Annotated in this window: 17 protein-coding genes and 1 pseudogene; 10 read left to right on the top strand and 8 right to left on the bottom strand. The window is 78.6% G+C overall.

Translation table 11 applies throughout. The features are described from left to right. Positions 1-24 precede the first annotated feature (24 nt). Positions 25-882: an HAD family hydrolase gene (locus tag ACFO3M_RS05325; RefSeq protein ID WP_387987289.1), complete on the bottom strand. Its 858-nt coding sequence runs from the start codon at positions 880-882 to the stop codon at positions 25-27. Between the two features lie 127 nt (positions 883-1,009). Between ACFO3M_RS05325 and ssd the strand changes: the two genes are divergently transcribed. The 4 genes from ssd to ACFO3M_RS05305 are packed head-to-tail and all read left to right on the top strand — an operon-like array spanning position 1,010 to position 4,744. Then, positions 1,010-2,089 (top strand): septum site-determining protein Ssd, encoded by a 1,080-nt coding sequence (gene ssd, locus ACFO3M_RS05320; protein ID WP_387987287.1) that lies wholly within the window; start codon positions 1,010-1,012, stop codon positions 2,087-2,089. After that, positions 2,086-3,225, top strand: a complete 1,140-nt coding sequence (locus ACFO3M_RS05315) for a TadA family conjugal transfer-associated ATPase (RefSeq protein ID WP_387987286.1) — start codon at positions 2,086-2,088, stop codon at positions 3,223-3,225. The genes ssd and ACFO3M_RS05315 overlap by 4 nt, the downstream gene beginning before the upstream one ends. After that, positions 3,222-4,016, top strand: coding sequence for a type II secretion system F family protein (locus tag ACFO3M_RS05310; protein WP_387987284.1), 795 nt, complete (start codon positions 3,222-3,224; stop codon positions 4,014-4,016). Before ACFO3M_RS05315 ends, ACFO3M_RS05310 begins: the two co-directional genes overlap by 4 nt. Further along, positions 4,013-4,744 (top strand): type II secretion system F family protein, encoded by a 732-nt coding sequence (locus ACFO3M_RS05305; protein ID WP_387987283.1) that lies wholly within the window; start codon positions 4,013-4,015, stop codon positions 4,742-4,744. Before ACFO3M_RS05310 ends, ACFO3M_RS05305 begins: the two co-directional genes overlap by 4 nt. Before the next feature lie 18 nt (positions 4,745-4,762). On the opposite strand, the gene ACFO3M_RS05300 is transcribed toward ACFO3M_RS05305, so the two are convergent. The 6 genes from ACFO3M_RS05300 to ACFO3M_RS05275 all read right to left on the bottom strand — a co-directional run bounded on the left by ACFO3M_RS05300 (position 4,763) and on the right by ACFO3M_RS05275 (position 11,170). Continuing rightward, complete coding sequence (locus tag ACFO3M_RS05300; protein WP_387987281.1) at positions 4,763-5,497, bottom strand: PIG-L deacetylase family protein; 735 nt, start codon at positions 5,495-5,497, stop codon at positions 4,763-4,765. Positions 5,498-5,627: 130 nt separating this feature from the next. Next, complete coding sequence (locus ACFO3M_RS05295; protein ID WP_387987279.1) at positions 5,628-6,359, bottom strand: HAD family hydrolase; 732 nt, start codon at positions 6,357-6,359, stop codon at positions 5,628-5,630. Then, positions 6,356-7,507 (bottom strand): non-hydrolyzing UDP-N-acetylglucosamine 2-epimerase, encoded by a 1,152-nt coding sequence (wecB, locus tag ACFO3M_RS05290; protein ID WP_387987278.1) that lies wholly within the window; start codon positions 7,505-7,507, stop codon positions 6,356-6,358. The genes ACFO3M_RS05295 and wecB overlap by 4 nt, the downstream gene beginning before the upstream one ends. Beyond that, positions 7,504-8,565, bottom strand: coding sequence for an ATP-grasp domain-containing protein (locus ACFO3M_RS05285; protein WP_387987276.1), 1,062 nt, complete (start codon positions 8,563-8,565; stop codon positions 7,504-7,506). The genes wecB and ACFO3M_RS05285 overlap by 4 nt, the downstream gene beginning before the upstream one ends. Continuing rightward, a complete protein-coding gene (locus ACFO3M_RS05280; RefSeq protein WP_387987275.1) occupies positions 8,562-9,743 on the bottom strand; it encodes a hypothetical protein in 1,182 nt (393 codons plus the stop codon). Before ACFO3M_RS05280 ends, ACFO3M_RS05285 begins: the two co-directional genes overlap by 4 nt. Beyond that, complete coding sequence (locus ACFO3M_RS05275) at positions 9,740-11,170, bottom strand: glycosyltransferase family 2 protein (RefSeq protein WP_387987273.1); 1,431 nt, start codon at positions 11,168-11,170, stop codon at positions 9,740-9,742. The genes ACFO3M_RS05280 and ACFO3M_RS05275 overlap by 4 nt, the downstream gene beginning before the upstream one ends. Positions 11,171-11,389: 219 nt before the next feature. Here ACFO3M_RS05275 and ACFO3M_RS05270 point away from each other — a divergent pair, with 219 nt between their 5' ends. From ACFO3M_RS05270 to ACFO3M_RS05260, 3 genes and pseudogenes are all read left to right on the top strand, one after another. After that, positions 11,390-11,641: a DUF4244 domain-containing protein gene (locus tag ACFO3M_RS05270; protein ID WP_387987272.1), complete on the top strand. Its 252-nt coding sequence runs from the start codon at positions 11,390-11,392 to the stop codon at positions 11,639-11,641. Between the two features lie 44 nt (positions 11,642-11,685). Then, positions 11,686-12,018: a TadE family type IV pilus minor pilin gene (locus ACFO3M_RS05265; protein ID WP_387987271.1), complete on the top strand. Its 333-nt coding sequence runs from the start codon at positions 11,686-11,688 to the stop codon at positions 12,016-12,018. Then, positions 12,015-12,344, top strand: a pseudogene (locus ACFO3M_RS05260) (Rv3654c family TadE-like protein); the annotation flags it as partial. The gene ACFO3M_RS05265 and the pseudogene ACFO3M_RS05260, both read left to right, overlap by 4 nt. Before the next feature lie 27 nt (positions 12,345-12,371). On the opposite strand, the gene ACFO3M_RS05255 reads toward ACFO3M_RS05260, so the two are convergent. Further along, positions 12,372-15,053 carry a DEAD/DEAH box helicase gene (locus ACFO3M_RS05255; RefSeq protein WP_387987269.1) on the bottom strand — a complete coding sequence of 894 codons (2,682 nt, stop codon included), beginning with the start codon at positions 15,051-15,053 and terminating at the stop codon, positions 12,372-12,374. A gap of 234 nt (positions 15,054-15,287) precedes the next feature. Between ACFO3M_RS05255 and ACFO3M_RS05250 the strand changes: the two genes are divergently transcribed. The 3 genes from ACFO3M_RS05250 (at position 15,288) to ACFO3M_RS05240 (ending at position 19,598) form a co-directional block, all read left to right on the top strand. Then, positions 15,288-17,543 carry a sodium-translocating pyrophosphatase gene (locus ACFO3M_RS05250; protein WP_387987268.1) on the top strand — a complete coding sequence of 752 codons (2,256 nt, stop codon included), beginning with the start codon at positions 15,288-15,290 and terminating at the stop codon, positions 17,541-17,543. 166 nt (positions 17,544-17,709) lie between these two features. Then, a complete protein-coding gene (locus tag ACFO3M_RS05245; protein ID WP_387987266.1) occupies positions 17,710-18,033 on the top strand; it encodes a hypothetical protein in 324 nt (107 codons plus the stop codon). Then, positions 18,030-19,598, top strand: coding sequence for an alpha/beta hydrolase (locus ACFO3M_RS05240; protein ID WP_387987264.1), 1,569 nt, complete (start codon positions 18,030-18,032; stop codon positions 19,596-19,598). The genes ACFO3M_RS05245 and ACFO3M_RS05240 overlap by 4 nt, the downstream gene beginning before the upstream one ends. Positions 19,599-19,664 lie beyond the last annotated feature (66 nt).

The raw sequence follows: 19,664 nt of genomic DNA, 5'->3' as shown, positions 1-19,664 counted from the left end.
GGGCGAGGCCCGATCGACGGGCGCTCAGGCGCCCCGGCGCCGCCACCGGGCGGCGGCTGGGGCCGCCGCGGTCGCAGCGGCCGCCACGGCGGGCACGGTGCGCAGCGACCGCCGCCGCGCGTACCAGGCCAGCCCGGCGACCGCCGCGCCCACGCCCATCGCGGCGCCGGTGACCACCGGCGCCGGCGGCACGGCGAAGCGCGAGCGCATCGACACCGGCCGGGTGAACTCCAGCACCGGCCAGCCGCGCTCGGCGGCCACCTTGCGCAGCGCCCGGTCGGGGTTGACCGCCGTCGGGTGCCCGACCGCGGTGAGCATCGGCAGGTCGGTGACCGAGTCGCTGTAGGCATGGCAGTCGGCCAGGTCGTAGCCGTTCTCGGCGGCCACCCGCCGCATCGCCTCGGCCTTGTTCTCCCCGTACGCGTAGAACTCGATCTCGCCGGTGTAGCGGCCGTCGACGGTCACCATCCGGGTGGCCACCACCCGGTCGGCGCCGAGCATCTCGCCGATCGGCTCCACCATCTCCGCGCCGCTGCTGGAGACGATGACGATCTCCCGCCCCGCCGCCCGGTGGGACTCGATGAGGTCGGCCGCCTCGGCGTAGACCAGCGGGTCCACGACCTCGTGCAGCGTCTCCCGGACGATCTCGTGCACCGTCGCGACGTCCCAGCCGGTCGCCATGTCGGTGATCTGCGCCCGCATCCGCTCCATCTGCTGCGCGTCGGCGCCGGAGAGGGAGAAGACGAACTGCGCGTAGGCGCCCTTGAGCACGGCGCGGCGGTTGATCAGCCCGCCCGCGAAGAAGGGACGACCGAAGGCCAGGGTGCTGGACTTGGCGATGACGGTCTTGTCCAGGTCGAAGAACGCCGCGGCGTGCGTCACGGTTCACGACTGTAAGCGGACGTCCCGGGTGTGACGGGTCTCGCAACCCCGTCCACACCCTTTCGGGTCGTCCACAGTTGCCCGGTCCGGCACGCGCGCACCGGCCGTCCGCGATGGGCTCCGGCGCGTGCCCCCGCGTCCGGTCCCCCCGCCGTCCCGTCCGCTGGTCGTCTGCGCCGACGAGGACCTCCTCGACGACGTCCTGCGCGTCCTCGCCGCCGCCGGCACCGAGCCCGAGGTGGCCACCGGCGGGACGGCGCTGCGCCGCGCCCACCGGGACGCCGCGCTGGTGCTGCTCGGCGCGGACGTCCTCGACAGCCCGGCGGTGCGCGCCCTGCCCCGCCGCCCGGGCGTGGTCGTCGTCGCGCCCAGCGCCCTGCCGGCGCCGGCCTGGGCGGCCGCGGTGGAGCGCGGCGCCGAGCGCGTCGCCGTGCTGCCCGACGACGAGGCGTGGCTGGCCGCCCGGGCGGGGGAGGCGGGGCGGTCGCCGGTGGCGCGCGGCTGGCTGGCCGTCGTCGGCGGCAGCTGCGGCGGGGCGGGCGTCAGCACGCTGGCCACCGCCCTCGCCGTGGCCGCCGCCAGGCGCGAGGGCGTCCTGCTGGTCGACGCCGACCCGTGGGGCGGCGGGCTGGACCTGCTGCTCGGCGCCGAGGACGCCGAGGGGCTGCGCTGGCCGGAGCTGACCGGGGTGCGCGGCCGGGTGGACGGGGACGCGCTGCTCGCCGCGCTGCCCACGGCCGCCGGGGTGCACGTCCTCGCCGCGGCGCGCGACGACCCGGCGCCGGTGCCGGCCGAGGCGCTCGCCGCCGTCGTCGACGCCGCGCGGGACCGCGGGCTGCCGGTGGTGGTGGACCTGCCGCGCACGGCGGCGCCCGACCCGGCGGCGGAGGCGGTGCTGGCCGAGGCCGACCTGGCGCTGCTGGTCGTGCCCGCCCGGCTGCGCGCCGCCTCGGCCGCCCGGGCGCTGGTGGCGGGGGCGCCCTGGTCGGCAGCCCGGCTGGTGGTGCGCACCGTCCCGGGCGGCCTGTCCGCCGCGGAGGTGGCCGCCGTGGCCGGACGGCCGGTGCTCGCTGAGCTGGGGCACGACCGCGGCGCGCTGCCCCGGGGCGAGCGCGGCGAGCCGCCGTCGGTGGCGCCGCGCAGCCCGCTGGGCGCGCTCGTCCGCCGGCTGCTCGGTGAGCTGTCCCGGCCGGAGCGGGCGGCGTGAGCGGCCTGCCGCTGGTCGAGCGCGTGCGCGCCCGGCTGGCGCTGGAGCCGGGGCCGCCGAGCCGGGCCGCGGTGGCGGCGCTCGTGCGCGAGGAGGCCGGCCTGCTCGGCGAGACCGACGTCCTCGCCGCGGTGCGCGACGCGGTCGCCGAGCTGGCCGGAGCCGGGCCGCTGGAGCCGCTGCTGCGGGCGCCCGGCGTCACCGACGTGCTGGTCAACGGCCCGGCCGAGGTGTGGGTGGACCGGGGGAGCGGCCTGGAACCCGCGGACGTGCGGTTCCCCGACGAGGACGCCGTCCGCCGGCTCGCGGTCCGGCTGGCCGCCAGCGCCGGGCGCCGCCTCGACGACGCCGCGCCGTGGGTCGACGCGGGCCTGCCCGACGGCACCCGGCTGCACGCGGTGCTGCCGCCGGTCTCGGCCGCGGGCACCTGCCTGTCGCTGCGGGTGCTGCGGCGGTGCTCCCTCGGTCTGGCCGAGCTCGCCGCGCGCGGGACGCTGCCGGGGCGGTCGGAGGCGCTGCTGCGGGCGGTGCTCCGGCGGCGGCTGGCCTTCCTGGTCACCGGGGGCACCGGGTCGGGCAAGACCACGCTGCTCTCGGCGCTGCTCGGCGAGGTGCCGCCGGGCGAGCGCGTGGTCCTCTGCGAGGACGCGCCGGAGCTCACCCCGGCGCACCCGCACGTCGTCCGGCTGCTCACCCGCCCGCCGAACGTGGAGGGCGCCGGGCAGGTGACCCTGCGCGACCTCGTGCGCCAGGCACTGCGCATGCGGCCCGACCGGCTGGTGGTCGGCGAGGTCCGCGGCGCGGAGGTCACCGACCTGCTGGCCGCGCTCAACACCGGGCACGACGGCGGCTGCGGCACCCTGCACGCCAACCGGCCGGGGGAGGTGCCCGCGCGGCTCGAGGCGCTGGGCGTGGCGGCCGGCCTGGACCGGCGGGCGGTGCACAGCCAGGCCGCGGCCGCGCTCGCGGTGGTCGTGCACCTGCGGCGCACCCCGGCGGGCCGCCGGGTGGCGGAGGTCGGGGTGGTGCGCCGCGACGGCGACCTCGTGGCCGTCGACGCCGGTTGGCGGGCCGACGGCGGCCCGTGTCCCGGCGCGGACCGGCTGGCCGCCCTCCTCGACGGCGGGACGGCGTGACCGCGGCGCTGGCGGCGGGCGCCCTGGCGCTGCTGCTGTGGCCCGGCGGGGCGGCCCGACGGCGGGCGCGGCTGCGCCGGCTCACCGGGGCGCGCCGCCCGGTACGGGGGCCGCTGGTCGCGGCTCCGCGGTCCTGGCCGGTCCTCGCTGCGGTCGCGGGAGCCGCCGCCGGGGCGCTGGCCGACCCGCCGCTGGTCGCCGTCCTGGCCGGTGCGGCCGCCGCCGGGGCCGCCCGGGCGGGGGCCCGGCGGCGCGCGCTGCGCCGGGACGAGCAGGACCTCGACGTCCTCGCCGACGCCCTGGCCGCCCTGGCCGCGGAGCTGCGCAGCGGCCGGCCGCTCGACGCGGCGACCGCGGCGGCGGTGGCGGTGGTCCCCGATCCCGACGGCGCCCGGGCGCTCGCCCGTGCCCTCCGTGCGCCGGCCACCGTGCCGGCGGAGGCGAGGTCGGAGCTCGGCCGGGCGCACGGGCGGCTCGCGGCGGCGGTCGAGCTCAGCAGCCGGACGGGGTGCTCGCTGGCCGCCGTCGCCGGGGCGGTCGAGGACGACCTCCGGGCCCGCCGGCGTCAGCGGGAGGAGCTGCGCTCGGTGACCGCCGGACCGCTGGCCAGCCCCGCGCTGCTGGCCGGGCTGCCGCTGCTGGCGCTCGCCATGGGCAGCGGCATCGGCGCCGACCCGTGGGCGGTGCTCACCACGACGGTGCCCGGGCAGGCGTTGCTCGTCGCCGGGGTGGCGCTGGAGGCGGCGGGGCTGGCCTGGTCGGCGCGGCTGGTCCGGCGGGCGCTGCGGTGAGCGCCGCGGGAGCCCAGGCGTCGGTGCTGCTGGCGCTCGCCGGCGCGCTGGCCGCGTGGCCGACACCGGCGGTGCGCCGCACGGCCCGGCTGCGTGCCCTCGGCGCGCCCGCCGTGCCGGAGCGGCCGCCGGAGGGGACTCCCGGCCCGCTCCGGCGGCTGGTGCTCCCCGTCCTCGCCGGTGCCGCCACGGCCCTGCTCGTCGGCGGCGCGGCCGGGGTGGTGCTGGGAGCGGTCGGGGCGGTGCTCGCCGACCGGTGGCTGCGGCGGGCGCCCGGCGCGGGGCCGCCGCGCGAGGTGCTGGCCACCGACCTGCCGGTGGCCTGCGACCTGCTCGGTGTCTGCCTCGGCGCCGGGCTGCCGGTCGGCGGGGCGCTCGCGGCGGTGGCGGCGGCCGGCGCGGGACCGCTGGGTCCCGCGCCGGTCGACGTCACCCGCCGGCTGCGTCTCGGGGCCGCGCCCCGCACGGCGTGGCACGACGTGCCGCCCGAGCTGGCCGGGCTGGGCCGGGTCCTGGTGCGCGCGGGGGAGTCGGGAGCGGCGGCGGTGCCGGCCCTGCGCGTGCTGGCGGCGGAGGCGCGGACGGCCGCGCGGAGCCGGGCCGAGGCGGGCGTGCGCCGGGCGGGGGTGTGGGTGCTCGCGCCGCTCGGGCTGTGCTTCCTGCCGGCGTTCGTGTGCCTGGGCATCGCGCCGATGGTCATCGGCATCGCCGGCCAGGTGTTCGGGTGACTCCGGGGGTGAGGGCCGTCAGCGGCGGCCGGCGGGCATCGCGGAGGTGTGGGCCGGCACGAGCGCCCAGGCCGCGGGGACCGACGCGGGGACCGCCGGCGCGGCCGGGGCGAGGTCGAGCACCATCCGCGTGGGCTGGAAGGCCTCGGCGTAGCCGATGCGGGCCTGCGCGCCCCAGTGGCGGGCGGAGGCCACGACGGCGTCCGGCTCGACCATCGCCGAGCGCTCCACCTGGGAGGCGTGCGCGGCGAGGGCGTCGAGCTTGCCGGCGAGGTGCGCGGTGACGTCGACGTACACGCTCGGCGCGAAGGCCAGCGTGGAGGGGCTCTGGTAGTGCAGGACCCGCGGCAGGCGCCGGGCGGCGCCCAGGGTGGCGGCGGCGATGGCGCGGTGGTCCTGGTGGCTGTCGTCGGGGGCGTGCACGTAGACGAGGTCGGCGGCGGTCTCCCGCAGCACCTGCTCGATGCGGCGGACGGTGCCCGAGTCGGCCACGACCTCGCAGTCCCGCAGCCCGCCCCAGGCCAGCCGCGCGCCGATCAGCTCGGCCGCGCGCTGCTGCTCGGCGCGCCGGCCGGCGATCTGGCCGTCGTCGCCGGGGCCGTTCTCGCCCCCGGTCATCACGAGCATGGTCACCGTGTCCCCGGCCGCCACGTGCGCCATCAGCGCGCCGCCGCAGCCGAGCTCGATGTCGTCGGGGTGGGCGCCGATGGCCAGGACGCTGCGCCCGGGGCCCCTCGTCGTCGTGCCGTCCACGGCCGCCGTCCTCTGCTCGCCAGGGGCGGCCTCCCCGCCCGACACCTGTCCATCGGCGCCGCCGGCGGCGCCCTCCAGCGTGGCGACCGGACCTCCCCCGTCGGGGGGAGATCCGGTGGTGCGCAACCCGTCAGACGGCGACGGCCCGGGCTGCCACCGCGAGGGCGAGCTCCGCGGCCTCGGGGAACGAGCCGGTCGCCGCCCACGGGGCGGGGACGTCCGGCGCCGCCGCGTACTCGCCCTGCCGGACGCGGATCGCCCGCGCGCCCACGGCCGCGGCGACGGCGACGTCCTTGCCGGGGCGGTCACCGATCACCAGCACCCGGTCGGCGGGGACGCCCAGGCGCGCGGCGAGGGCGAGCAGCCCCTGCGGGGCGGGCTTGCGCGCGGCCCGGCCGCCGAGGGTGTCGGTGACCAGCACCGCGGTCAGCAGCGGGCCGAGCCCGGTCGCGGCGAGCTTGGCCGCCTGGATGGCCGGGTTGCCGTCGGTGAGGCAGCCGACCGGCACGGCGCCGGCCAGCGCCGCGAGGGCCTCGCGGACGCCGGGGTAGGGATCCAGCCGCTCCGGCGCGCACGCCGTGAACGCGGCGACCAGCGGCGGCACGAGCCGGGCCAGGGCGCCGGCGGGCACCCCGGCGGCGAGCAGCGCGCGGTCGATCGTCCCGCCGGCGTCGGACCCGGCCGCCAGCTCCGCGACGAGCGCCGCGTGCACCGCGTCGCCGTCCAGCCCGGCGGCGCCGGCGGCGGTCCCGACGGCCGCCGCGGCCGCGGCCAGGTAGGCGGCCTGCGGGTAGAGGGTGTCGTCCAGATCGACGACGACGGCCAGCGGCGGCGGCCCGTCCCACCCCGGCACGGTGCTCACCAGGGCAGCCGGCCGTCGGTGAAGTCGGGCTCGCCCAGCGCCAGCAGGGCGTCGGTGGCCTCGTCGGCGAGGACGGCCGCCACCTGCGGTCCGGTGGTGCCGTCCCCGTAGGGGCAGGGCAGGCCGGCGGCGCGGGCCTGCCCCGCAGCGCTGGTGTGCGCGGCGGCCGCGGCCAGGACGGCGTCGGCGGCGCAGTCGTCGGCCAGGCCGGCCAGCGTGGTGGTGCCGGCCTCGACGCCCTCCCACCGCGGCGTCGAGCCGCGCAGCACGACCACCGGGACGCCCAGGTAGGCGGCCTCCTCCTGGATGCCGCCGGAGTCGGTGACCGCCAGCCGGGCCGAGGCCAGCGCGGCCAGCAGGGTGTCGTGGTCGACCGGGCCGCTGCGGGTGATCGCCGGGTGGTCGAGCTCGGCGTCCAGGCCGGCGTCCGCCAGGCGGGCCGCGGTCCGCGGGTGCACCGGGAAGGTCACCGGCCCGACCCGGTCGGCCAGCGCGCGGACGACGCCCACCAGGCGCTCGAGCCGCACCGGGTCGTCGACGTTGGTGGGGCGGTGCGCGGTCACCAGCACGCCGGACCGCTGCGCCACCGGCACCGGGCGGACCCCGCGGGTGACGAGCGTGTCCACCACCGGGTTGCCGACCACGAACACCCGCTCGGCGGGCACGCCCTCGGCGGCGAGGAACGCCGCGGCCCGCCGGGTCGGGGCCAGGTGCAGGGCGGCCACCGCCGCAGCCACCCGCCGGTTGACCTCCTCCACGCTGCGCGGGTTGAGGCTGCGCAGCCCGGCCTCGAGGTGGGCGAACGGCACGCCGGCGCCGCGGGCGGCCAGCGCGTAGGCGGGCACGGTGTTCGTGTCGCCCAGCGCCAGGACCACGTCGGGCCGGAACCGGGCCACCGCTCGGGCGGCGTCGGCGTGCAGCGCGCCGTACCGGGCGGCGGGGTCGTCGGCCGGCAGCACGAACCGGCAGGTGGGCGCGAGGCCGAGGGTCTCCTGCAGCCGGGTGGAGAGCGCGGGGTCGGTGTGCTGGCCGGTGTCCACGACGTCGACCCGGTGTCCCGCGGCGGTCAGGGCGGCCACCACCGGGGCGAGCTTGACCACCTCGGGGCGGGTCCCGAAGGGCACCAGGACGTGCCTGCGGCGGCTCACGCGGACACCGCCTGCGCGGCGCACGGGTCGGTCACCGGGGTGCCGTCCTCGGCGGTGTAGGTCTCGGCGAAGTAGCGGCTCATCCGCACGCCCGGGGTGAACCACAGGTGCGGCAGCCGGGCCTGCGGGTCGCGGATGCCGGTGAGGTGGGCGCTCACGACGTCGGCGCCGGCGGCCAGCGTCAGCGGCAGCCCGCCCGAGAACCGCGGGTTGATCTCGACCACGGTGGCCCGGCCGTCGTCGCCGACGAAGCCCTGCACGTTCGCCGGGCCGGTCAGCCGCACCGCCTCCAGCGCGCCGGCGACCACGTCGGTGACGGTGGGGGAGTCGAAGGTGGTGCCCTTGACCGAGATGCCGGCCCGGGTGTCGTCGCGCCAGCGCGGCACCACGGTGAGCAGCCCGCCGTCGCGGCCGACGAGGGCGTCGGCGGTGAACTCGCGCCCCTCGAGCCGGGTCTGCGCGATGAGCGAGGCGTCCTCGGCGAGGGCGTCGGCCACCGCGGAGCGGGCGTCGAGCAGCCGGACGCCGCGGCTGCCGCGCCCGGCGCGCGGCTTGACCACCCACGGGCCCGGGACCCGCACCAGCCCGGCGGGGGTGTCGGTGGTCGCGGGATGGGGGACGCCGGCGTCGCGCAGCGTGCGGGCGAACGCGGCCTTGTCGCAGCACAGCTCCACGCTGTCCGCCGACGGCAGCCAGGTGGCCACCCCGGCCGCGGCCAGCTGCTCCGCGCCGGCGATGAGGGCGGGCAGCTCCTCGGCGACCGTGCCGATCAGCGCGTCCGCGCCGTGCGTCGTCGCGAGGGACACGAGGGCGTCGACGAAGCGCACGTGGTCCGCCCGGGGGACGACCGCGCCGACGGTGGCCAGCGCCGCGCCGGCGGCGGTCCAGTCGGCGTCCACGCCGACCACCCGGTGACCCAGGGCGACCAGGCGGCGGACGACCGCGACCCCGGCCGGGCCACCCGCCCCCGTGACGAGGACGGCGGGGCGCGCCGCGTCCGGGTCGGCGTGCCGGCCGCCGGACGGGGGCGCGGGCGCGGGATGCAGGGTCGAGGTCACCGGGGCGTCTCCGAGTCGTGCGGGCGGGCGAAGCTGGCGGGGTGCGGGGCAGCGGGACCGGGCGCCGGCGCGGGAGAGGCGGCTGGCGGCGCGGCCGGGCGGCCGGTGGGCGGCACCGCGATCCGCGCGACCGGGACCGTCGGCTGCGCCGGAACCGGCCGGGAGGACAGGCCGTCGTCGACGGCCGGCCGGGCCAGCAGCCACCCCCGCGCCCACAGCCGCAGCGCGGCCACCCGGGTGTCGGTGACCGGCTCCCACTGCCGCGCGGCGACGCACTCGGCCAGGCAGTCCAGGACCGCGAGGTCGGTCTCGTAGGTGGCCACGGCCACGAGCGAGGCGCCGTGCGCGCCGAGGCCGTCGGCGGTCAGCCCGCGGACGTGCTCGGCCCGGTGGTCCGGGGGCAGGTGGCCGAGCCGGTAGTCCACGCGCGCGGACTCGCGGCGGGCGGCCAGCCAGGCCGACAGCCGGCGGGGGTAGACGTGGCGGTGCAGCAGCCCGGTGACCGTGGTGCGCCGCCGCCGGGCGCGCCGCTCGTCACCCTCCGGGTCGCGGTAGCCCAGGCCCGGACGGGCCCAGCTGTCGGGACGGCGGGCGGTGTGCCGGCCCGACACGTCCTGCTCGGCACGCTCGAGGGCCGGCAGGGTGATCCACACCATGAGCAGGAAGCCGCCGAGGGTGGCGACCAGGTTCCACACCGTGCCGACCCAGTCGTGGAAGAGGACCAGCGCACCCTCGCCCCACAGCAGGCCCGCCCCCGCGGACAGCAGCAGCCGGCCGTGGTTGAGCAGCAGCAGCGCCGCGACGGCGACCAGCAGCCCCCCGACGGCGTGCAGCTTGCGGCTGCGCAGCACGACCGCGGTCAGCGCGGTCAGCCCCAGCACCGACAGCACCGACGAGCACGACGCCGTCACGACCGCGTCGATGATCCCGCCGTCGCCGGGGAAGAGCAGCACGTGCTGCGGCAGCACGCCCGAGACCCGGCCCGGTGCGATCCAGCCGAGCACCGTCGCCACGCCGGCCGCCTCGACCACCTGGAGCGGGCCGGACAGGTGGCGGAAGCCGAGCACGCAGATCACGGCGGCGAGCGCGAGGTCGAGCAGCACCGGCACCAGCCGGCGGTTCGTCCCCCGCCATGCCCGCCGGCGGACGGGCGGAGCCGCGAGGCCGGCGGCGCTCACCGCTGCTCCCCGAGGGTGGCGGCGAACGACCGCGGCCGGCCGGCGAGCTCCGCCGCGACGGGATCGGTGGCGGCCACCGCGACGGCAGGTGCTGCCGGCAGCACGGTCGAGGTGGCGCCGGACCGTCTCGTCTTCACCCAGCTGTAGGGCCGCCCGAGCATCCCGTCGACGTAGGCACGGGACGTGATCCAGATCGACAGCGCGAACGCGGGCAGGAAGCCCAGCAGCCGCCAGGCCGACCGCCGCTCCACCCGGCCGACCAGCAACCCGACGCACAGCTCGGCGAGCGGGCCGATGAACAGCAGCATCGACAGCGGCAGCAGCCCGACGACCGGCAGGTCCCCGATGCCGAACGCGCGCAGGACGGTGAGCAGCAGGCCCAGTCCGGACAGCATCGGCACGTGGTAGACGCCGAGGAACAGCGTCGTCTCGACCTTCTCCAGCGGGGACAGGTGCGGCGAGCGCACCAGCGGCCGCCAGTGGTCGCGCAGGCACTTCTGGTGGCCGCGGGCCCAGCGGTAGCGCTGCTTCCAGAACCGCTGGGCGCTGACCACCGCCTCCTCGAAGTCGATGGCCGAGACGTCGTAGCGCACCCGCTGCCCGGCCATGAGGACGCGCAGCGTGAGGTCGGTGTCCTCGGTGACCGTCTCGGGGTTCCAGCCGCCGAGCGCGCGCAGCGTGCTCATCCGCACCGCGCAGTTGGCGCCGCCGTAGGCGGGCAGCTCGAACAGCGCCTGGCGGCCGTACTCGTTGACCAGGTAGCCGGAGAGGTAGTCGACGAAGACGACGCCGGCCATGGAGGAGTCCTTGCCGTTGCGGATCACGCACCGGCCCATGACCGCCCCGACCACCGGGTCGCGGAAGTGCCGGACCAGCCGGCGCAGCGATGAGGGCTCGGGCTCGTGGTCGGCGTCGAAGACCAGCACGACCTCGGCGTCGACCAGGTCGAGGGCCTCGTTGAGCGCGCCGGACTTCCCCCCGCCGGCGCCGGGCGGCCGGTGCAGCACGCGCAGCCGCGGCTCGCGCGCGGCCCACGCGTCGAGCTTCGCGCCGGTCGCGTCGTCGGACCCGTCGTCGACGACGACGAGCGTGAGCCGGTCGGCCGGGTAGTCCAGCGTGAGCAGCGCCGACACCATCCCGTCCACGACGAGCTCCTCGTTCTTGCAGCCGACGAGCACCGCGACCGGCGGGGTGTAGGTGTCCAGGCCGACGTCGGCGGCGAGCAGGTCGCGCTCGGCCCAGCGGGCGGCCGCGACGGCGAAGGCGAGGTGCCGGCAGAAGTAGACGCCGAACACCACGTTGAGCGCACCGGCGGCGACGCCGAGGGTCGGGTCGAGCCCGAACGCGACGACGGCGGCGGCGAGGGCGACGACGTAGCCGGCCAGGACGAGGGGGCGGCCCTCGGGGCGGTCGGTGCCGTGCGCCACGGGTCCTCCTCCCGGCCTGCCGGTGACGCGTCCGCGCCACCTCCTCGCTGATTCGGCATCTGCCGGCACCACCTGAAGCGGAAGCGCCGACACCCGCCGCAGCGCCGTCCACAGGCGGCCCGCCGTCCACAGCCTGCGGGCGGACGCCGGCGGGAGCGCCCGGCGCGGCGAGGGTCGGGGCGCGCCCCGCGACCGGGGCCCCCGACCCGAGGAGGAGCCGTGACCACCGACCACCCGCCCGCCGAGGACCCGACCGAGCAGACTCCCGCGGGACGCGGCCGGCGAGGGCTCGCCCGCCGCTGGGCCCGGGTCCGCGCGACCGCCGAGGCGGGCATGAGCACCGCCGAGTACGCCGTCGGCACGGTCGCGGCCTGCGCCTTCGCCGCGGTCCTCTACCGCGTGGTGACGGGGGGCTCGGTCGTCAGCGCGCTCGGTGACCTGGTCGAGTCCGCGCTCGGCGCCCTCTCCTGACCGTGCGCCGCCGCACGGTGTCCCCGGACCGGCGGGAGGCCGGGATGGTCACCGCCGAGGCCGCCGTCGTGCTGCCCGTGCTGGTGCTCGTGCTCGCGGCCGTCGTCTCCGCCGTCGTCGTGGTCGGCGCGCACCTGCGCTGCGTGGACGCCGCGCGGGAGGGCGCCCGGGCCGCCGCCCGCGGGGAGGACGCGGCGCAGGTCCGGGCGCTCGCCGCCCGGGTGGCGCCGGACGGGGCGGTGACCGCGGTGGTCGTCGCGGGGGAGGAGGTCCGGGTCACCGTCGGCGCGTCGGTGGCTCCGCTGGGCGTCGGCCCGGCCGTCGGGGTCGGGGCGAGCGCGGTCGCCCGGCTGGAGCCCGGGGTGGCCGCGGGGTGAGCGGGCGGGAGCGGGGCTCGGCGACGGTGTGGACGGTGGCCCTGGCCGGCGTGCTCGCGCTCGTCGGGCTGGCCGCGGTCCTCGTCGGCGCGGCGGCGGTCGCCCGCCACCGCGCCGGGTCCGCGGCCGACCTCGCCGACCTCGCCGCCGCCGCGCGGGCGGTCAGCGGGGACCCGGCCGACGCCGCGGCCGCCGCCGAGGTGGCACGGGCCAACGGCGCGGACCTGGTCGCCTGCACGGTCGGGGGCGGCGCGGTCGTCGACGTCCGGGTGGCGGTCACCGTCCCGCTCGGCCCGCTGGGCGCCCGCCGCGCCGAGGCGGTCGCCCGCGCCGGGCCGGCCCCGCCCGCGGGTTCAGAAGACGAGGCCGTCCTCGACGTGGCCGGCGCCGGCGTCCGCGGCGGGTCCGTCGGCGTCCGGCTCCGCGGCGGGCTCGGGCCGGGGAGCGGCCCGCCCGGTGCCCGGCCGCCGCAGCAGCCCCTGGACCGGGCCGGTCGGCACCACGTGCGCGGTGCCCTCGACGTCGGACTCCTCCACGTCGTCGGCGTCCGCGGTGTCCTCGGCCGCGGCCAGCTCGTCGAGCACGACGTCGAGCACGCGCACGGCGCCGGCCTTGTCCAGCGGGTCGTTGCCGTTGCCGCACTTGGGCGACTGCACGCAGGAGGGACAGCCGCTCTCGCACTCACAGCTGGCGACGGTGGCGCGGGTGGCCCGCAGCCAGCGTCGCAGCGCCGCGAAGCCCCGCTCGGCGAAGCCCGCGCCACCGGGGTGCCCGTCGTAGACGAACACCGTCGCGGTCCCGGTGTCCGGGTGCAGCGCGGTGGACAGCCCGCCGAGGTCCCACCGGTCGCAGGTGGCCAGCAGCGGCAGGATGCCGATCGCCGCGTGCTCGGCCGCGTGCAGCGACCCGGGCAACGCCAGGTCGTCCACCTCGGCGCGGGCGACCGCGTCGGCGTCGAGGGTCAGCCACACCGCCCGGGTGCGCAGCTGGCGCGGCGGCAGGTCCAGCGGGAACTCGGCGAGCACCTCGCCGGTGCCGGCCCGCCGGCGCTGGTAGGCCACGACCTGGTTGGTCACGTCCACGACGCCGGTGTGCGCGGTGACCATGCCCAGCCGCCGGGTGCGCTCGACGTCCACGACCGACAGGTCGGTGACGTCGCGGGCCACGGTGGTCCACTCCGGGCTCTCGGCGTGCACGACGGCGCAGGCGTCCTCGGGGTCGAACTCGTCGACGACGAAGGTCTCCCCGCGGTGCACGTACAGCGCGCCGGTGTGCACGGTGGAGTGCGCCGCCCCGCCGTCCACGGTGCCCAGCAGCCGGCCGGTGTCGCCCTCGATGATCGCCACCGGCTCGCCGCCGCTGCCCCGGATGTCGACCTCGGGGCGCCCGCGCCCGGCCCAGTACCAGCCGGCCGGGCGCCGCCGCAGGTCGCCGGCGGCGACGAGCTCCTCCAGCCGCGCCTCGGCCACCGGGCCGCCGAAGTCGGGCAGGTCCTCGGGGGTCAGCGGCAGCTCGGCCGCCGCGGAGCACAGCTGCGGCCCCAGCACGTAGGGGTTGGCGGGGTCGGTGACGGTCGCCTCGACCGGCCGGCCGAAGACCGCGCGGGGGTGGTGGGCCAGGTAGTGGTCCAGCGGGTCGTCGCGGGCCACGAACACGACCAGCGACTCGCGCTGCGCCCGCCCGGCGCGGCCGGCCTGCTGCCAGAGGGAGGCCAGCGTGCCGGGGTAGCCGGCGAGCACCACGGCGTCGAGACCGGCGATGTCGATGCCGAGCTCGAGGGCGTTGGTGGTGGCCACGCCGAGCAGCTCGCCGGCGGACAGCGCCCGCTCCAGCTCGCGCCGCTCCTCGGGCAGGTAGCCGCCGCGGTAGGAGTCCACGCGGCGCACCAGGTCGCTGCGGCCCCGGTCGGCCAGCAGCCGGCGGGCCTGCTCGGCCACCGACTCGGCGCTGCGCCGGGACCGGACGAACGCCAGCGTCCGCGCGCCGCGCTCGACCAGGTCGGCCAGCAGCCCGGCGGTGTCCGCGGCGGCCGACCGGCGCAGCGGCGCCCCGTGCTCGCCGGTCTGCTCGGTGAGCGGGGGCTCCCACAGCGCGAAGGTCGCGCCCGGGCGCGGGGAGCCGTCGTCGGTCACGGCCACGACCGGCGCCCCGACCAGCCGGCCGGCCGCCGCGGCCGGCTCGGCCACGGTCGCCGAGGCCAGCACGAACACCGGGTCGGCGCCGTAGCGGCGGCAGATGCGGCGCAGCCGGCGCAGCACGTGCCCGACGTGCGAGCCGAAGACCCCGCGGTAGGCGTGGCACTCGTCGACGACGACGTAGGCCAGCCGGCGCAGCGTCGAGGACCAGCGCTGGTGGGCCGGCAGCACGCCGCGGTGCAGCATGTCCGGGTTGGTGACGATCCACCGCGAGTGCCGGCGCACCCAGTCGCGCTCCTCGGCGGGGGTGTCGCCGTCGTAGGCGGCCGGCCGCACCGACGGGTCGGCGAGCGCGGCGACCGAGGCCAGCTGGTCGCGGGCCAGCGCCTTGGTCGGCGCGAGGTAGAGGACGCAGGCGCGCGGGTCCTCGGCCAGGTGGGTCAGCGCGGGCAGCTGGTAGGCCAGCGACTTGCCCGACGCGGTGCCGGTGGCCACCACCACCGAGGTGCCGTCGTGGGCGAGCTGGGCGGCCTCCACCTGGTGCCGCCACGGCTCGCGGACGCCCTGCTGCTCCAGCCGCTCCCGCAGGCCCGGCTCGACCCACTCCGGCCAGGGCAGGGTCCGGCTCTCCCGCACCGCCAGCCGGTGCACGTGGGTGACCGGGGACTCCTCCTCCGGGGTGCCGGCCAGCAGGTCCGCGAGCAGCTCGGCACCGGGCGGCACGACGTCCGGGGACCCGGCGCTCGCGGAGTTCGCGGACCCGTGCGCGGCGGCCGAGCCGTGGACCGGCGTGCCCTCCACCGCGGTGCCCTCCCCGGCGGTGCCCGGCGCCTCGCCCCCCGAGGACCCTCCGCGGCCGGGTGGGGGAGCAACCGGCCGGACCGGGTGGAGCGTGGTCACCCCTCCACTGTCACACCCGGGGGCAACCCGCCCCTCGTCCCGGGGAGAGGAGCGACCCTCCGCCCACCTGCGGTCACGCCCTGCGCCCACACCGGTTCCGGGGAGGGGGCAGACCGCGGAGTGTGATTCCGCTTACACTCGCGCCTCGTCTCCGGGCGGTCCCGCCCGCCGACGTGCTCTCCGCCGACCGGGGACGCGAGCCGCCCGTCGGCAGCCGACCGCTGGGAGGTACCGATGCCGGACAATGATCTCTCCGGCGGGGACGTCGTCCTCGTGACGGCAGCCCTCGTCGTCTCGCTGGTTGCACTGGTGTTCGCGTGGTCCCTCGTGCGCGCGGTCCTGGGCGCCGATCAGGGCACCACCCGCATGCGGGACATCGCCCGGGCCGTGCAGGAGGGCGCCGGGGCCTATCTGCGGCGGCAGTTCCGCACCCTCGGCGTCTTCGCCGTGATCGTCTTCCTGCTCCTGCTCGTCCTGCCGGTCCACGACGGCGGCTGGGGCACGCGCATCGGCCGGGCGGTGTTCTTCCTCGTCGGTGCCCTGTTCTCCGCGACGGTCGGCTTCATCGGCATGACGCTGGCCACGCGCGGCAACGTCCGGGTCGCGGCCGCCGCCCGCACCGGCGGCTACCGGCCGGCCTTCCGCATCGCGTACCGCACCGGCGGGGTCTGCGGGATGATCACCGTCGGCCTGGGCCTGTTCGGCGCGTCGCTGGCACTGCTCCTGTTCGACGAGACCGCCCCCGTCGTCCTCGAGGGCTTCGGGTTCGGCGGCGCGCTCCTCGCCATGTTCATGCGCGTCGGCGGCGGCATCTTCACCAAGGCCGCCGACGTCGGCGCCGACCTCGTCGGCAAGGTCGAGGCCGGCATCCCCGAGGACGACCCGCGCAACGCCGCCACCATCGCCGACAACGTGGGCGACAACGTCGGCGACTGCGCCGGCATGGCCGCCGACCTCTTCGAGTCCTACGCGGTGACCCTCGTGGCCGCGCTGATCCTCGGGCAGGTCTTCTTCGGCGCGGTCGGCATGGTGTTCCCGCTCGTCGTCGCCGCGATCGGCGTGCTCGCCTCCGTGGTCGGCATCCTCGCCAGCAACCCGGGCAAGGGCGACGCCAGCGGCCTGGCCCCGATCAACCGCGGCTTCTTCACCTCCGCGGTCGTCTCCCTCGTCCTCGTCGCCGCCGCGGCCTTCACCGTGCTGCCGAGCGTCGCCGACGTCCCCGACTCGGTGGTCAACCCGCAGGTGCTCGGCTTCGTGTCCGTCCTGGTCGGGATCGTCCTCGCCGCCGCCATCCAGCAGCTCACCGGCTACTTCACCGAGACCAGCCGCAAGCCCGTCCGCGACGTCGGCCAGAGCTCGCTCACCGGCCCCGCGACCGTGGTGCTCTCCGGCATCTCGCTGGGCCTGGAGTCGGCCGTCTACGCCGCCCTGCTCATCGGCGCCGCCGTCTACGGCGCCTTCCTCATCGGCGGCGGCGCGGCGCTGTACGCCGTCGCCCTGGCCGGGTGCGGGCTGCTCACCACCGCCGGCGTGATCGTGTCGATGGACACCTTCGGCCCGGTCAGCGACAACGCGCAGGGCATCGCCGAGATGTCCGGCGACATCGACGACGACGGCGCCCGGGTGCTCACCGACCTCGATGCCGTCGGCAACACCACCAAGGCCATCACCAAGGGCATCGCGATCGCGACCGCCGTGCTGGCCGCCACCGCCCTGTTCGGCTCCTACAACGAGCAGGTCCGCGCCGCGCTCGACGGCGTCGACCTCGGGCAGGCGTTCAGCCTGGTCGAGCCGGACAACGTCGTCGGCGCGGTCATCGGCGCGGCGGTGGTGTTCCTCTTCTCCGGGCTGGCGATCAACGCCGTGTCCCGGGCCGCCGGGCGGGTGGTGTTCGAGGTCCGCGAGCAGTTCCGCACCCGCCCCGGGATCATGGACTTCTCCGAGCGGCCGGACTACTCCGCCGTCGTGGACATCTGCACCAAGGACTCGCTGCGCGAGCTGGCCACCCCCGGGCTGCTGGCGGTGCTGGCCCCGGTGGCGGTCGGGTTCGGCCTCGGCTTCGGCCCGCTGGCGGCCTACCTGGTCGGCGCGATCGCGGCCGGCACGCTCATGGCGGTCTTCCTCGCCAACTCCGGCGGGGCCTGGGACAACGCCAAGAAGATGGTCGAGGACGGCGCCTACGGCGGGAAGGGCAGCGAGGCGCACGCGGCCACCGTCATCGGCGACACCGTGGGCGACCCGTTCAAGGACACCGCGGGCCCGGCGATCAACCCGCTGATCAAGGTGATGAACCTGGTGGCGCTGCTCATCGCGCCGGCGGTCGTCGGCCTGCAGGTCGGGGAGGACGCCAACACCACGGTGCGGCTGCTCATCGCGGGCGCCGCGACGCTGGTGGTCGTCGCCGCCGTGGTGGTGTCCAAGCGCCGCTCGGTCGTCGTCGGCGGCACTGCCGGAGAGCCGGCCGGCACGCTGACCACGTCCGCTCCCTGAGACCACCCCGCGAGCCTCCCGACCGGCCCGGCCGGGCGGGAGGCCGCGGCGGCGGTCTGTGGACGGGGAGCCGGCTGTGGACGACGCGGCCGGTCCCGCCGCAGGGCCGTCCTAGCGTCCGCGGCGCCGGACCCACCCGGGTCCGGCGCCGACGCCGGGAGGGCCGTTGTCCGTAGCCATCGCCATCCAGCTCGACGCCGTCCATGCGCTCGGTGAGGAGCTCACCGCCCTGGCCGCCGAGCTGTCCTCCGACGCCGACCTGTGCGCCTCGACCGCGGTCTCGCTGGCGACGGCGGCGCCGGGCGAGGTGTCCGACCGGGCCGGGACGACCGGGCGGATGTGGGCCGCGCTCGTCGCCGACCTCGTCTCCGGGGCCGACGCCGCGGCCACCGCCCTGCTCGACGCGGTGCGGTCCTACCGGCTGGCCGACGCCGCGGTCTCCGACCGGCTGCTGGCGGCGAGGGCGGCGCTGCCCGTGGGCGCCCGGTGAGCGCCCCGGGCCTCGCGGCCGTCGCCGGGTGGGACGTCGCCCTCCTCGACGGCGCCGTCTGGACGCTCGAGGCGGTGACCGAGCGGCTGCCGCGGTGGCGCGCCCGGACGGAGGCGGTCGCCCGCGCCCTGGAGGCCGCCGAGTGCTGGTCCGGCGACGCGGGACTTGCCGCCGCGGGAGCGCTGGGGGAGGTGTCCGCGGTCGTCACGGCGGTGACCACCGCCCTCGGCGCGTCGCTGGACCGGCTGCAGGACACCGCCCGGGAGGCGCGCACCGCGCAGGACCTGGCCGAGCGGGCGCTGGCCGAGGCCGCCGCCCACGGCGTGACCCTCGACGAGGCCGGCGGGGTCGTCCTCCCGACGCCGGCCGCACCGCCGCCCGGCGCGACGCCGGAGGCGCTGGCCGGACACCACGACGCGATCGCCGAGCAGGCCGCCGCGGCCGAGCGGGTCGCCGGGCTGGCGGCCGACGCCCTCCGTGCGGCGGCCCGCGCCGCCGCCTGCGCGGCCGACTCGGCAGCGCCGCTGGGCGGGATCGGAGGGGCCGGGGGAGTCGTGCCCCCGGACTACGCCGGCCTCGCGGCGGCCGTCGCCGCGGACGGGGTCTGGATCCCCTCGTGCCTGCCGGTGCGGGGGACGTCGCCGGAGGCGGTGGCGGCCTGGTGGGCGGGGCTGTCCACCCGGGCGCGCGAGCTGGTGACCTCGGTGGACCCCCGGCTCGTCGGGAACCTGGACGGCCTGCCGGCCTGGGCGCGGGACCGGGCGAACCGGCTGGTGCTCGAGCGGGCGCTGGCCGACCCGTCCGGGGACACGGAGGAGACCGCGCGGGCGGTGGCGGCCGAACTGGCGCGCGCGGAGGCGGCCGGCCGCCCGGTGCAGCTGTGGAGTCTCGACCTCGACGACCACCTGGCGGCCGTGGTCCACGGCGACCTCGACACCGCCGACGACGTCGCGGTGTACGTGCCCGGCGTCGGCAACGACGTCGACGACCTCGGCGGCCTGGGCGCCGACGCGCGGGCGGTCGCCGACGCGACCCGGGCCGCCGCCCCCGCCGCCTCGGTGGCCACGGTCGCCTGGCTGGGCTACCGCCCGCCGGGCAACGTCGTGTTCCCGACGGCGTGGGGTGAGGGCCGGGCGGCGACCGGCGGGCGGGCCCTGGCCGACGACCTGGCCGGGCTGGCGGCGGCGCGGGCGGCCGACCCCGTCCGGGGCGGCGAGCCGCCCCAGGTCACCGTCGTCGCGCACAGCTACGGGACCGTCGTGGTCGACCGCGCCGCGGAGGAGCCCGGGCGGTTGGCGGCCGACGCGGTGGTCCTCCTCGGCAGTCCCGGGATGGACGGCCCGGCGTCGGACCTGGAGGTGGCGGAGGTCCACGAGGCCTCGCCGTCCCTGGACCTCGTCACCTGGCCGCTCGACGTCCACGGCGCGAACACCGGCGACGACGACTTCGGGGCGACGCCGCTGCCGGCCGACTGGGACACCTGGCACACCTGGTACCTCGACCCCGGCCGGCCGACCCTCGCGGGGGTCGGGGAGGTGGTCGCCGGGGTCCAGGAGGGCGACTGAGCGGCCGGAACCCGCCCGGGGGAGGCCGGGAACAGCGGTGCCGCTGCACCGTTGGAGGCGGTGACG

This window comes from Geodermatophilus arenarius (assembly GCF_042654585.1).
GTDB lineage: Bacteria > Actinomycetota > Actinomycetes > Mycobacteriales > Geodermatophilaceae > Geodermatophilus > Geodermatophilus arenarius.
This window is presented reverse-complemented; position numbering and strand designations above follow the sequence as displayed.

Bases quoted from the DNA above. Each gene is read 5' to 3' on its own strand.
- ACFO3M_RS05265 (WP_387987271.1), top strand. From the start codon at position 11,686: ATGGTCACCGCCGAGGCCGCCGTCGTGCTGCCCGTGCTGGTGCTCGTG.
- ACFO3M_RS05250 (WP_387987268.1), top strand. From the start codon at position 15,288: ATGCCGGACAATGATCTCTCCGGCGGGGACGTCGTCCTCGTGACGGCA.